Origin of the sequence: Pseudomonas fluorescens (genome assembly GCF_019212185.1) — a bacterium.
Lineage (GTDB): Bacteria > Pseudomonadota > Gammaproteobacteria > Pseudomonadales > Pseudomonadaceae > Aquipseudomonas.
Genome location: NZ_CP078138.1, coordinates 4,389,599 through 4,402,182, shown reverse-complemented (window position 1 = coordinate 4,402,182; position 12,584 = coordinate 4,389,599). Strand labels below are relative to the sequence as shown.

Annotated in this window: 10 protein-coding genes and 5 tRNA genes; 10 read left to right on the top strand and 5 right to left on the bottom strand. The window is 60.3% G+C overall.

Features of this window, described 5'->3' with window-relative positions; genetic code table 11:
- Nucleotides 1–56 precede the first annotated feature (56 nt).
- Complete coding sequence (locus tag KW062_RS19565) at nt 57–947, top strand: LysR family transcriptional regulator (protein WP_027615992.1); 891 nt, start codon at nt 57–59, stop codon at nt 945–947.
- A gap of 262 nt (nt 948–1,209) precedes the next feature.
- Here the strand turns inward: KW062_RS19565 and KW062_RS19560 are convergent.
- From KW062_RS19560 to KW062_RS19550, 3 genes are all read right to left on the bottom strand, one after another.
- A tRNA-Asn gene (locus KW062_RS19560) sits at nt 1,210–1,285 on the bottom strand.
- Nucleotides 1,286–1,360: 75 nt separating this feature from the next.
- On the bottom strand, nt 1,361–1,561 hold the full coding sequence (locus KW062_RS19555; RefSeq protein ID WP_027615993.1) for a hypothetical protein: 201 nt from the start codon (nt 1,559–1,561) through the stop codon (nt 1,361–1,363).
- Nucleotides 1,562–1,767: 206 nt separating this feature from the next.
- Entirely contained in the window at nt 1,768–2,964 is a 1,197-nt protein-coding gene (locus tag KW062_RS19550; protein WP_027615994.1) for an amino acid aminotransferase, read from the bottom strand.
- Between the two features lie 326 nt (nt 2,965–3,290).
- Between KW062_RS19550 and uvrB the strand changes: the two genes are divergently transcribed.
- A complete protein-coding gene (gene uvrB, locus KW062_RS19545) occupies nt 3,291–5,306 on the top strand; it encodes an excinuclease ABC subunit UvrB (RefSeq protein ID WP_105755550.1) in 2,016 nt (671 codons plus the stop codon).
- A gap of 47 nt (nt 5,307–5,353) precedes the next feature.
- Here uvrB and KW062_RS19540 read toward each other — a convergent pair whose 3' ends face one another.
- Both KW062_RS19540 and KW062_RS19535 read right to left on the bottom strand, forming a co-directional pair.
- Nucleotides 5,354–6,904: an MDR family MFS transporter gene (locus KW062_RS19540; protein WP_027615996.1), complete on the bottom strand. Its 1,551-nt coding sequence runs from the start codon at nt 6,902–6,904 to the stop codon at nt 5,354–5,356.
- A complete protein-coding gene (locus tag KW062_RS19535) occupies nt 6,894–7,940 on the bottom strand; it encodes an HlyD family secretion protein (RefSeq protein WP_105755551.1) in 1,047 nt (348 codons plus the stop codon). Before KW062_RS19535 ends, KW062_RS19540 begins: the two co-directional genes overlap by 11 nt.
- A 231-nt stretch (nt 7,941–8,171) precedes the next feature.
- On the opposite strand from KW062_RS19535, the gene gltX reads away from it, so the two are divergent.
- From gltX to KW062_RS19495, 8 genes are all read left to right on the top strand, one after another.
- Nucleotides 8,172–9,653, top strand: a complete 1,482-nt coding sequence (gene gltX, locus KW062_RS19530) for a glutamate--tRNA ligase (protein WP_027615998.1) — start codon at nt 8,172–8,174, stop codon at nt 9,651–9,653.
- A 223-nt stretch (nt 9,654–9,876) separates the two neighbouring features.
- Nucleotides 9,877–9,952, top strand: a tRNA-Ala gene (locus tag KW062_RS19525).
- Nucleotides 9,953–10,031: 79 nt separating this feature from the next.
- Nucleotides 10,032–10,107 (top strand) — tRNA-Glu (locus KW062_RS19520).
- A 53-nt stretch (nt 10,108–10,160) separates the two neighbouring features.
- Nucleotides 10,161–10,236, top strand: a tRNA-Ala gene (locus KW062_RS19515).
- 76 nt (nt 10,237–10,312) lie between these two features.
- Nucleotides 10,313–10,388, top strand: a tRNA-Glu gene (locus KW062_RS19510).
- A gap of 183 nt (nt 10,389–10,571) precedes the next feature.
- A complete protein-coding gene (locus tag KW062_RS19505; protein ID WP_105755240.1) occupies nt 10,572–11,111 on the top strand; it encodes a TetR/AcrR family transcriptional regulator in 540 nt (179 codons plus the stop codon).
- Nucleotides 11,112–11,140: 29 nt separating this feature from the next.
- A complete protein-coding gene (locus tag KW062_RS19500; RefSeq protein ID WP_105755241.1) occupies nt 11,141–11,974 on the top strand; it encodes an alpha/beta fold hydrolase in 834 nt (277 codons plus the stop codon).
- 48 nt (nt 11,975–12,022) lie between these two features.
- The gene (locus tag KW062_RS19495; RefSeq protein ID WP_105755242.1) at nt 12,023–12,457 is read left to right on the top strand and encodes an acyl-CoA thioesterase; all 435 of its coding nucleotides are present in this window, start codon (nt 12,023–12,025) and stop codon (nt 12,455–12,457) included.
- Nucleotides 12,458–12,584: the final 127 nt, after the last annotated feature.

The following is a 12,584-nucleotide window of genomic DNA, read 5'->3' as shown; positions in this document are numbered from 1 at the left end:
TGCCTGAAAGTGAAAAAGCGGCTATAAAGCGTTTAACTGTCAACCAGAGAGTGACAATGAACCCGTTCGAAGACATGCGTATTTTTTGCCAGGTGATGGACTCCGGCAGCTTCACGGCGGCGGCCGATCAGTTGGGCCTGTCCAAGCAGTTCGTCAGCCGCCGGCTGATGCAACTGGAGGAGCGCCTCGGTGTGCGCCTGCTCAACCGCTCGACCCGGCGGCTGGACGTCACGCCGCTGGGACAGAGCTACTACGAATCGGCGCTACGTCTACTGAGTGAAGTTGAACACGTGGAGCAGGGCATCGCTGGGCAGACCGCCGAGCCTCGCGGCACCATTCGCTTGAGCGCGCCGCTGTCGTTCGCGGTGGCGCACTTGGGTTGCCTGCTGCCGGTGTTTTTGCAGCGCTATCGCGACGTCACGGTGGAAGTGGACTTGAGTGATCGTCCGGTGGACTTGCTCAATGAGGGCTACGACCTGGCATTGCGCATCGGTGTGCTGGAAGACTCGACGCTGATCGCCCGACGCCTCGCCTCCATCCAGCGGGTGTACTGCGCCAGCCCGGCCTACCTGGTCGAGCGCGGTATGCCGGTCATCCCTGACGACTTGGCCAGACATGACTGCCTGCCCTACGGCCACGGTCGTCAGGTGCAATGGCGTTTCGAGGGGCAGGGCAAACCATTGACCGTGAACGTCACTGGAAGGATGCGGGTCAACAACGGTGAATTGCTCAAGGACGCGGCCATCGCCGGCATGGGCATTACTTATTTGCCGACCTTCATTGTCGGTTCGGCCTTGAAGGACGGGCGACTGGTGCCGGTGCTGGACAACTTCCGCCCTGAGCCGTTGACGTTATCGGCGGTCTATCCGCAACATCGTCAGGGCTCGCGACCGGTACAAGCGCTGATTGAATTCTTGCGTGAACGGCTGGATCGGACCGAGGACTAACTTTAAATGAGGCGCAGTCCTTGAGCGGACGCAATAGGCGCGGTCTGGGGCTTGGCCGAACGGCAAGCGGCGTCGGAGCGTGGAACAGTAATGAGCGACATAAGGGTGCTCCCTTTTATCGAACTGATCTTTATCCCAAACGCCGTCCTTGAAATGGCTGGTACTTCCCGGAATCCGACGGAACGCCGAAACGAAAAAACCCGCCAGAAGGCGGGTTTTTCGGGTGTTTCAGAGATTTTGGGAGCTTCTCTGGAACCTTGTCTGGCTCCACGACCTGGACTCGAACCAGGGACCCAGTGATTAACAGTCACTTGCTCTACCAACTGAGCTATCGCGGAATGCGCCGTATCTTACTGATTAAAAAGAACAAGTCAACAAAAAAATGATTCTTTGTCGAATTCGCCCGACGGTCGTCATCCGCCGAAGGTCAGGGTGCCGAGCAGGAGTTTGGCGTACAGCGAAGTGGCGGCCAGTTGCACCAGCCACAACGCCAGGCCGCCGAGGAATACGCCCGTGGCGACTTGCATCACCAGGCTCTTCGCATGCTTGGCTTGAGGTCGTGGAAAGAAGTCTTCGGTGTCGTCGCGATCGGCGCGCAAATTATCGTTTTTCATGGGGGCTCCACAGGATCTGTAGGTGCGAGCTTGCTCGCGAAGGCGGTGTGTCAGTCATCAACAATGTTGAACAAAATGGGCAAGCCCGCTCCCAGATCTGGATATGTATATGCAGTCTAGAGTGCCCGGCCAGCAGGTCGAGCACTCTCTGAGACAAATAAAAAGGGGAAGCCAGCTGGCTTCCCCTTTTTTATCGCGCTTGTGGCTTAGATGACCTGGACGATGGCCTGGGTCACGACGCCGATGTTGTTCTGGTTCAGCGCGGCCACACAGATGCGGCCGGTGTCCAGGGCGTAGATGCCGAACTCGTTGCGCAGGCGGGTGACTTGCTCAACGGTCAGGCCGGAGTAGGAGAACATGCCGCACTGGCGACCGACGAAGCTGAAGTCGTGATCCGGTGCGTGCTGGGCCAGCAGGTCGACCATCTGGGTGCGCATGCCACGAATGCGCAGGCGCATCTCGGCCAGTTCCTGCTCCCACTGGGCGCGCAGTTCCGGGCTGTTGAGCACGGCAGCAACGACGGCGGCGCCGTGGGTTGGCGGGTTGGAGTAGTTGGTGCGGATCACGCGCTTGACTTGCGACAGCACGCGCGCGCTTTCTTCTTTCGATTCGCTGACGATCGACAGGGCGCCGACGCGCTCGCCGTACAGCGAGAACGATTTGGAGAACGAGCTGGAGACGAAGAAATTCAGCCCCGACTCGGCGAACAGACGCACAGCAGCGGCGTCTTCGTCGATGCCATCACCGAAACCCTGGTAGGCCATGTCGAGGAACGGCACATGGTTTTTCGCCTTGACCACTTCCAGGACGTTTTTCCAGTCCGCCGGGCTCAGGTCGACGCCGGTCGGGTTGTGGCAGCAGGCGTGCAGGACCACGATCGAGTTGTCCGGAAGGGCATTCAGGTCTTCCAGCAGGCCCGCACGATTGACGTCGTGGGTCGCGGCGTCGTAGTAGCGATAGTTCTGCACCGGGAAACCAGCGGTCTCGAACAGCGCGCGGTGGTTTTCCCAGCTCGGGTCGCTGATCGCCACGACGGCGTTCGGCAGCAGCTGCTTGAGGAAGTCAGCACCAATTTTCAGTGCGCCAGTGCCGCCGACGGACTGGGTGGTGACCACGCGGCCAGCAGCCAGCAGTGGCGATTCGGCGCCGAACAGCAGTTTTTGCACGGCCTGGTCGTAGGCGGCAATGCCGTCGATCGGCAAGTAGCCGCGCGAAGCGTGTTGAGCGGCGCGAATCGTCTCGGCTTCGACCACGGCGCGCAGGAGTGGAATTCGCCCCTCCTCGTTGCAGTACACACCGACCCCCAGGTTGACTTTATTGGTACGGGTGTCAGCGTTGAATGCTTCGTTGAGGCCCAGGATTGGATCGCGTGGTGCCATTTCGACAGCGGAGAACAGGCTCATTATTGCGGCGGCTCTGAATGGAATGTGGAGGGACCTGTGGCGCTCCAGCCGAATGCACTAGAGCGGTGCACAAACGGGGAGATAGTATAGAGGCCATCACCGGGCAGGGCGACAGGCGTTTGCGCTTTTTGCCGAAGAATCTTCCTTTATTTTTTGACCGTTAGTCTTATTGTCATGTCCCACCATTACAGGGGGCGTAGGACGTTTATCTTGAAACTGCGAGGATTCGCCTCCACATCAGCGGTTATCATGATTTTTCCCCGCGACATCCGCGTTGAGCGCTGTGCGAAATCGCGAAGCCACGCTGCGTACACCAGAGGTAGGTTATGTCCGAATTTCAGCTAGTCACCCGTTTCGCGCCCGCCGGCGATCAACCGGAAGCTATTCGTCTGATGGTCGAGGGCATCGAGGCCGGGTTGGCGCACCAGACGCTGCTCGGCGTGACCGGTTCGGGCAAGACCTTCAGTATTGCCAACGTCATTTCCCAAGTGCAGCGTCCGACCCTGGTGCTGGCGCCGAACAAGACCCTGGCGGCGCAGTTGTATGGTGAGTTCAAGTCGTTTTTCCCAAACAACGCGGTGGAGTACTTCGTTTCCTACTACGACTACTACCAGCCCGAAGCCTATGTGCCGTCGTCCGATACCTTTATCGAGAAAGACGCCTCGATCAACGATCACATCGAGCAGATGCGCCTCTCGGCGACCAAGGCGCTGCTGGAGCGCAAGGACGCAATCATTGTCACCACGGTGTCTTGCATCTACGGTCTGGGCAGTCCCGAAACCTACCTGAAAATGGTCCTGCACATCGATCGCGGCGACAAGCTTGATCAGCGCGCCCTGGTGCGGCGCCTCGCGGACCTGCAATACACCCGTAACGACATGGATTTCGCTCGTGCGACATTCCGCGTGCGCGGTGATGTGATTGATGTGTACCCGGCGGAATCCGACCTTGAGGCGATTCGCATTGAGCTGTTCGACGATGAGGTGGAAAGCCTGTCGGCGTTCGATCCGCTGACGGGTGAAGTGATTCGCAAGCTGCCGCGTTTCACCTTCTACCCCAAGAGCCACTATGTGACGCCGCGGGAAACCCTGCTGGATGCCATCGAGGGGATCAAGGCCGAGTTGCAGGAACGACTGGATTATCTGCGCTCCAACAACAAGTTGGTGGAAGCCCAACGCCTGGAGCAGCGCACGCGGTTTGACCTGGAGATGATTCTCGAACTGGGTTACTGCAACGGCATCGAAAACTACTCGCGCTACCTCTCGGGGCGCGGTTCGGGCGAGGCGCCGCCGACCCTGTTCGACTACCTGCCGGCCGATGCCTTGCTGGTGATCGACGAATCCCACGTCAGCGTGCCGCAAGTGGGCGCCATGTATAAGGGCGACCGTTCGCGCAAGGAAACGCTGGTCGAGTACGGCTTCCGCTTGCCGTCGGCGCTGGATAACCGGCCAATGCGCTTTGACGAATTTGAAAGCATCAGCCCGCAGACGATTTTTGTCTCGGCGACGCCGGGTAATTACGAGGCGGAACACGCCGGGCGTGTGGTCGAGCAACTGGTGCGGCCGACAGGCCTGGTGGATCCACAGATTGAGATCCGTCCGGCGCTGACCCAGGTCGATGACCTGCTGTCGGAGATCAACAAGCGTGTGGCCCAGGAAGAGCGGGTGCTGGTGACCACCCTGACCAAGCGCATGTCCGAGGACCTCACGGACTACCTGGCCGATCACGGCGTGCGCGTGCGTTACCTGCACTCGGACATTGATACCGTGGAGCGGGTCGAGATCATCCGCGACTTGCGTCTCGGTACCTTTGATGTGCTGGTGGGGATCAACCTGCTGCGTGAGGGCCTGGATATGCCAGAGGTGTCGCTGGTGGCGATCCTCGACGCTGACAAGGAAGGTTTCCTGCGCTCCGAGCGCTCGCTGATCCAGACCATCGGTCGGGCCGCACGTAACCTCAATGGTCGGGCGATTTTGTATGCCGACCGGATCACCGGCTCCATGGAGCGGGCGATCGGCGAGACCGAGCGCCGTCGTGAAAAGCAGATCGCCTTCAACCTGGCCAATGGCATCACCCCCAAGGGTGTGTTCAAGGACGTTGCCGACATCATGGAAGGCGCCACCGTCCCCGGCTCGCGCAGCAAGAAGCGCAAGGGCATGGCCAAGGCCGCCGAAGAAAGCGCCCAGTACGAAGCCCAGTTGCGCTCGCCGAGTGAGATCAACAAGCGCATTCGTCAACTGGAAGAGAAGATGTACCAGTTGGCCCGCGATCTCGAGTTCGAAGCCGCAGCCCAGACCCGCGACGAGATTGCCAAGATGCGCGAGCGGTTGTTGGCGGTTTGATCCTCTGCGCCTGGTAGGGGCCTCATCGCGGGCACTACAGATTTCTGCTAGTGGGCCTCACCCGCCTTGAGCCCCGCTGGCAGCGCCTTGGTCAGCAAAATCGCCAACATGCTCACCCCCAACGCAATCCCGACAAAGTGGAACGCATCGTTGTAGGCCATGATTGACGCTTGCTGATGGGCGATTTCACTGAGTTTGCCCAGTGCCGCCGTCTCGCTGCCGAAACGCTCGGTCAGGTCGGCGAGGCGTTCGGCGACTTGCGGGTTGGTCGGCACGATGGCCTCGCGCAAGTAATCGAAGTAGGTCTTGGTCCGCGCATCCAGCAAGGTGGCGAGGAGGGCGATGCCGATGGCGCCGCCGAGGTTGCGCAGGATGTTGAACAGGCTCGACGCCGAGCCAGCATCCTGCGGCAGGATGTAGGCAGTGGCGATCAGCGAGATGGTGACCATGATCAACGGCTGCCCGAGGGCGCGGATGATCTGGATCTGGTTGAACTGCGGGCCGGCGAAGTCCGGGTTGAGCACTCCCGAGGAAAAACTCGCCAGGCCGAACAGCCCGAAACCCAGGGTGCATAGCCACTTGGGCGAAATGTACTTCATCAACTTCGGCACCAGCGGAATCAGGAACAGCTGCGGCACGCCCATCCACATGATCACTTCGCCGATCTGCAGGGCGTTGTAGTTCTGGATCTGCGCCAGGTACAGCGGCAACAGGTAGATCGAGCCATACAGACCGACGCCCATGCCCAGGCTGGAGATGCTCGACAGACCGAAGTTGCGGTTGCGCAGAATGCCCAGGTTGATCAGTGGATTGGGTTTGGACACCTGCACGATGACAAAGGTGATCAGACTCAGCAGGGCGATGCTGCCCAGTGCAACGATCAGGTTCGATTCCAGCCAGTCCTTGCGATGGCCTTCCTCGAGAAACACCTGCAGGCAGCCGAGGCCGACACCGAGAGTCAGAATGCCGGCGTAGTCGGTGCTTTTCAGCAGCTCCCAGTGCGCCTCTTTCTTCTCCAGGCCGTACATCAGCCCGGCAATCATCAGCAGGCCGGGTGGCACGTTGATGTAGAAGATGTACTCCCAGCCCCAGTTTTCCGTGAGCCAGCCGCCCAGGGTCGGGCCAATGGACGGGGCAAAGGTGGCGGTCATGGCGAACATGGCCATGCCCTTGGCGCGATGGTGTTCAGGTAGCTTGATCAGTGTCAGGGTGAATGCCAGCGGGATCAGCGCACCACCGGTGAAACCCTGCAGCGCCCGGAACACGATCATGCTTTCCAGGCTCCAGGCCATGGAGCAAAGCAGCGAGGCGAACAGAAAACCCACCGAGACCCAGACCGCCAGGCGCCGCGCCGAAAGCAGCTGCACCAGCCAGGCGGTCAGCGGGATCATGATGATCTCCGCCACCAGGTAGGACGTGGAAATCCACGAGCCTTCCTCCAACGTGGCGGACAGTGCGCCCTGGATGTCCTTGAGCGAAGAGTTGGTGATCTGGATGTCGAGAACCGCCATAAAGGCGCCGAGCATCACGCTCATGACCGCAATCCAGTCCCGCCGGGTCGGTTCGCCGACCGGGCGGATCAGTTGATCACCGGCCATCGACCGGGTCTTTGACGTTCACTTTAACGGTCACCGACATGCCCGGGCGGATCTTGCCCGCCAGCGGATTGTCGGCGGCAAAGGTCAGCTTCACCGGAATTCGTTGTACGACCTTGGTGAAGTTGCCGGTGGCATTGTCCGGCGGCAGCAGGCTGAACTGCGCACCGGAGGCAGCGAACAGGCTGTCGACCCGGGCTTGGATCGGTGTGTCGCCGTAGGCGTCGAAAATCAACTCGGCTTTCTGTCCGGGCTGCATGTGGCCGATCTGGGTTTCCTTGAAGTTGGCCTGAACCCAGATTTCCTGGTCTGGGACAATCGACAACAAGTAGGCGCCGGCCTGCACCACCTGACCATTGCGTGCGGCGCGCTGGCCGATCAGGCCGCTGATCGGCGCATGGATTTCGCTGCGGGTCAGATTCAGTTCAGCCTGGGCCAGATCGGCCCGGGCATTGGCGATCTGCGCGTCGAGGCGCTTGATTTCGGCGTTGAGCGCATTGATCTGTTGACGCTGGGCCTGGGCATCGGCCTGGGCCTTGGTCACCTGGGACTGGGCGATATGATTCTCGGCGGAGAGGGTGGTGACCCGTTCCTCGGACACGTAACCGGGTTTGCGCAGGGTTTCGGCGCGGGACAGGTCCACTTGCGAACGCCCCAGGCTGGCCCGGCTGGATTCTACCTGCGCCTCGCTGGAGGCAATCAGGCTGGCCTGCTGGGTCAGTTTGCTGCTGGCTTGCAGACGCTCGGCCTGGCGAGTGGCGAGGGCGGCCTGGGCGCGGTCGACGGCCAGACGGAAATCGTCGCCTTCAAGGCGGATCAGCAACTGGCCTTTCTCTACGTGCTGGTTGTCCTGCACCAGCACTTCGTCGATGCGTGCGCTGAGTTGGCTGGAAACCCGGGTGATTTCGCCCTGGACATAGGCGTTGTCGGTGCTTTCATAAAAGCGCCCCTTGAAAAACCATTCGGCGAAGAAGCCGCCGGCGATGAGCAGGACAACAAACAGGAAGATGAACAGGCGACGCTTGAGTTGGGCAGGCATGGGCAGACTGTAATCAGGAAAGTGTAAGGAAATTTAACAGCTGGAGAATTTGTCACATAGCCGACAAGCGGTAAATGCCACCTAGGGATAATCGGCCACTGAGTGGCGTTAACGCCATTTGTGGCCTCTATCTTGGCTTATATGCCCTGCTCACTGGAGCGGGGCGGCAGTCGCCTGTTACCATTCGCCCTTTGTTTCAACTTCGCTTTTCATCTTCTTTCGAGACACGCCATGACCACCGTCCGCACTCGCATCGCGCCATCGCCTACTGGCGATCCCCATGTCGGCACCGCTTACATCGCTTTGTTCAATTACTGCTTTGCCAAGCAACATGGCGGCGAGTTCATCCTGCGTATTGAAGACACTGACCAACTGCGTTCGACCCGCGAATCTGAACAGCAGATTTTCGACGCCTTGCGTTGGCTGGGTATCGATTGGGCCGAAGGTCCGGACGTCGGTGGTCCACACGGCCCGTATCGCCAGAGCGAGCGTGGCGAGATCTACCAGAAGTACTGCCAGCAGTTGGTGGACATGGGGCACGCGTTCCCGTGCTTCTGCACCGCTGAAGAGTTGGACCAGATGCGTGCCGAGCAGATGGCCCGTGGCGAGACCCCGCGTTACGACGGTCGCGCGCTGCTGCTGTCCAAGGAAGAAGTGGCCCGTCGCCTGGCCGCTGGCGAGCCGCACGTGATCCGCATGAAGGTGCCGACCGAAGGCGTCTGCGTGGTCCCGGACATGCTGCGTGGCGACGTCGAGATCCCGTGGGATCGCATGGACATGCAAGTGTTGATGAAGACCGACGGCCTGCCGACCTACTTCCTGGCTAACGTGGTCGACGACCACCTGATGGGCATCACCCACGTCCTGCGCGGTGAAGAGTGGCTGCCATCGGCGCCCAAGCTGATCCTGCTGTATGAATACTTCGGCTGGGAGCAGCCGGAGCTGTGCTACATGCCGCTGTTGCGCAACCCGGACAAGAGCAAGCTGTCCAAGCGCAAGAACCCTACTTCGGTGACCTTCTACGAGCGCATGGGCTTCATGCCCGAAGCGATGCTCAACTACCTGGGGCGCATGGGTTGGTCGATGCCGGACGAGCGCGAGAAGTTCTCGTTGCAGGAAATGGTCGACAACTTTGACCTCAAGCGCGTGTCCCTTGGCGGACCGATCTTCGACATCGAGAAGCTGTCGTGGCTCAACGGCCAGTGGCTGCGCGACCTGCCGGTGGAAGAATTCGCCAGCCGCCTGCAGACCTGGGCGCTGAACCCCGAATACATGATGAAGATCGCGCCGCACGTGCAAGGCCGTGTCGAAACCTTCAGCCAGGTCGCACCGCTGGCCGGGTTCTTCTTTGCCGGTGGGGTTAACCCGGACGCGAAGTTGTTCGAATCGAAGAAGCTTTCGGGCGATCAGGTTCGCCAGTTGATGCAATTGATCCTGTGGAAGCTCGAGAGCCTGCGTCAGTGGGAGAAGGACAGCATCACCGCGACTATCCAGGCGGTGGTCGAGTCCCTCGAGCTGAAGCTGCGCGACGCCATGCCGTTGATGTTTGCCGCAATCACTGGCCAGGCCAGCTCGGTGTCGGTGCTCGATGCCATGGAAATCCTTGGCCCGGACCTGACCCGTTTCCGTCTGCGCCAGGCCATTGACCTGCTGGGCGGCGTGTCGAAGAAAGAAAACAAAGAGTGGGAAAAGCTGCTGGGCGCCATCGCCTGACACGCTGCGTGACGGACTGATGGCCAATGCGCACGCCGGTGAGGGGTGCGGTTTGGTCGTCAGACTCCCGGATTTACGGGGGGAGGGCGGTAAGTGATTGTTATGCCGACAAAATTTTTTAAAAAATTTGAAAAATAAGTTTGACAGACTTCCGATACGCCCTTAAGATTCGCCCCGTCCTCAGCGATGAAGCCAACAGCTACAACGGCAACATCAACGATGAGGGGCTATAGCTCAGCTGGGAGAGCGCCTGCATGGCATGCAGGAGGTCAGCGGTTCGATCCCGCTTAGCTCCACCAATTTACACTTCAAGGCCTGGCCACACCGGCCTTGAAGGGATCAACACTCAGCGTTGATCAGTGGTGTAGAAGGGTTTGCGTCCCCTTCGTCTAGTGGCCTAGGACACCGCCCTTTCACGGCGGTAACAGGGGTTCGAGTCCCCTAGGGGACGCCAGTTTTACAGAAGCGATGTTGCAAAACGTCGCTCCGCCGCGAGGCGAAAAATCCGGGGCTTTAGCTCAGCTGGGAGAGCGCCTGCATGGCATGCAGGAGGTCAGCGGTTCGATCCCGCTAAGCTCCACCAATTTACAGTTCAAGGTCTGGCCACACCGGCCTTGAATCGATCAGTACTCAGCGCTGATCATGTACAGAAGGTTTGTGTCCCCTTCGTCTAGTGGCCTAGGACACCGCCCTTTCACGGCGGTAACAGGGGTTCGAGTCCCCTAGGGGACGCCACGATTACCCGCTCTGCGGGATTTTATAAGGGTCATTCAATTATTGAATGGCCCTTTTGTTTGTCTGGCGTTTGGCCAATCTTCCTACTCCCTCAATCCTGCTCTTCTGACCAACGGTCCTATCAACGACTTGCGTAAATTTATTATGAGAATAATATTTCTATCGTAATATTCGGAGGCAACGATGAACGACAAAAAAGCTCAAACCCGTGAACGCATTCTCCAGGCCGCCAGTTCTGCGCTGGTTCAGCGTGGTCCGGCCGAGCCAAGCGTGGGCGAAGTGATGGGCGCGGCCGGCCTGACCGTCGGCGGTTTCTATGCGCACTTCGAAAGCAAGGACGCGATGATGCTGGAAGCCTTCACTCAACTGCTCGGTCAACGCCGGGCGCTGATCGCCGAGATGGACAGCGAGCTGAGTGGTGAGGAGCGTCGGGCGTTGGTGGCGGCCTTTTACCTGTCGCGCAAGCACCGTGATTCCACCGAGCAGGCCTGCCCGATTCCGGCAGCGGTCGGTGAGATGGGGCGCCTGCCAGATAATTTTCGCAGTGCGCTGAATGAACACATCGAGCTGATGGTGGCGCAGTTGGCCACCAGCCCGGAAGACATCGACAAGGTGCTGGCTGATCTGGCGTTGATGGTGGGTGGTCTGGCCCTGGCGCGCGCGCTGGGGGCCGGTGAGTTGTCTGATCGATTGCTGCGCGCCGCCAAGTCGGCGGTGCTGTGACCTGAAGCGTTGGCCCTGGGAGATGAGCGATGAGCACGATGAGTTGGATTCGCGGCGTTAACGGCACATTGGGCTGGGTAGCGCCACAGATGGTTGCGAACAAGATGCGTCAGGTGTTCATGACTCCCCGCGAGACGCCACCCCGGGATTGGGAGCTGCCGCTGCTGGCCAGCGCCGAGCGCATCACCCTGCGCTTTGGTCTCTCGGCCTTGCGCTGGGGCCAGGGACCCACTGTTTTGCTGATGCACGGTTGGGAAGGGCGGCCGACCCAGTTCGCCAGCCTGATCAACGCACTGGTTGGGGCGGGCTACACCGCTGTTGCGCTCGACGGTCCGGCCCACGGTCGATCGCCCGGCCACGAGGCCAACGTGATGCTGTTTGCCCGGGCGATGCTCGAGGCCGCAGCCGAGTTGCCGCCACTGCATGCGGTCATCGGCCACTCCATGGGCGGTGCCAGTGCCATGCTCGCCGTGCAACTGGGCCTGCGTACCGAAAATCTGGTGAGCATCGCCGCTCCGGCGCGGATCCTCAGCGTGCTACGCGGTTTTGCGAAGTTCGTTGGCATGCCGGCGCGAGCACGCTCGGCGTTTATCCGCAAAATCGAGCAAGAGGTGGGCATTCCCGCTTCCCGACTGGATGTCGCCCATTATCAGCTGGACATGCCGGGGCTGATCGTCCACGCCGAAGACGACACCTTTGTGCGGGTCAGCGAATCGCAACTGATTCATGAGGCCTGGTTCGACAGTCGTCTGTTGCGGCTGGAGACGGGCGGTCATCAGCGCGTGCTGGCCGATCCTCGCGTGGTCGAGGGCGTGCTGACCTTGCTCGCCGGCCGCAGCCTGCAGGCGCGCCAATCGGCCTGATCATCCGTTACACTGCTCCCGGTCGAATAAACGGACCGGGAGTGTGGAATGGGCTGGGATCGGGCAACCCCCTTTGTGATTGACCTGCAGGTGGCCGCCGAGGACATCGACGGGCTGGGACACGCCAACAACGCGGTGTACGTCACCTGGCTCGAACGTTGCGCCTGGCGCCACTCACAGCGCCTGGGACTGGACCTGGTGGAGTATCGCCGGCTGGACCGAGCCATGGCCGTGGTCCGCCACGAGATCGATTACCTGGCCGCCGCCTACGAGGGTGACGAGCTGCAGTTGGCGACCTGGATCGTCGACTGGGACCAGCGCCTGAAAATGACCCGGAAGTTTCAGCTGGTACGCCCCAGCGACAACTCGACCCTGCTGCGAGCGCAAACCACCTTTGTCTGTATTGAGCTGTCTACGGGCCGGCCGAAGCGTATGCCGAGTGAGTTTATTGAGGGGTATGGGCCGGCGTTAGTCGAAGCATAAATCTGGCAGGTTCAGGACGTTTGTTTCTGGTGTAGGTGACGCTTACGGCTCCAGATGTAGGAGAAGGAGAATTACCTTTAGCGAACGGTCCTAATCGCACGTTTGACCCCGCCGAGACTCTCGCGAA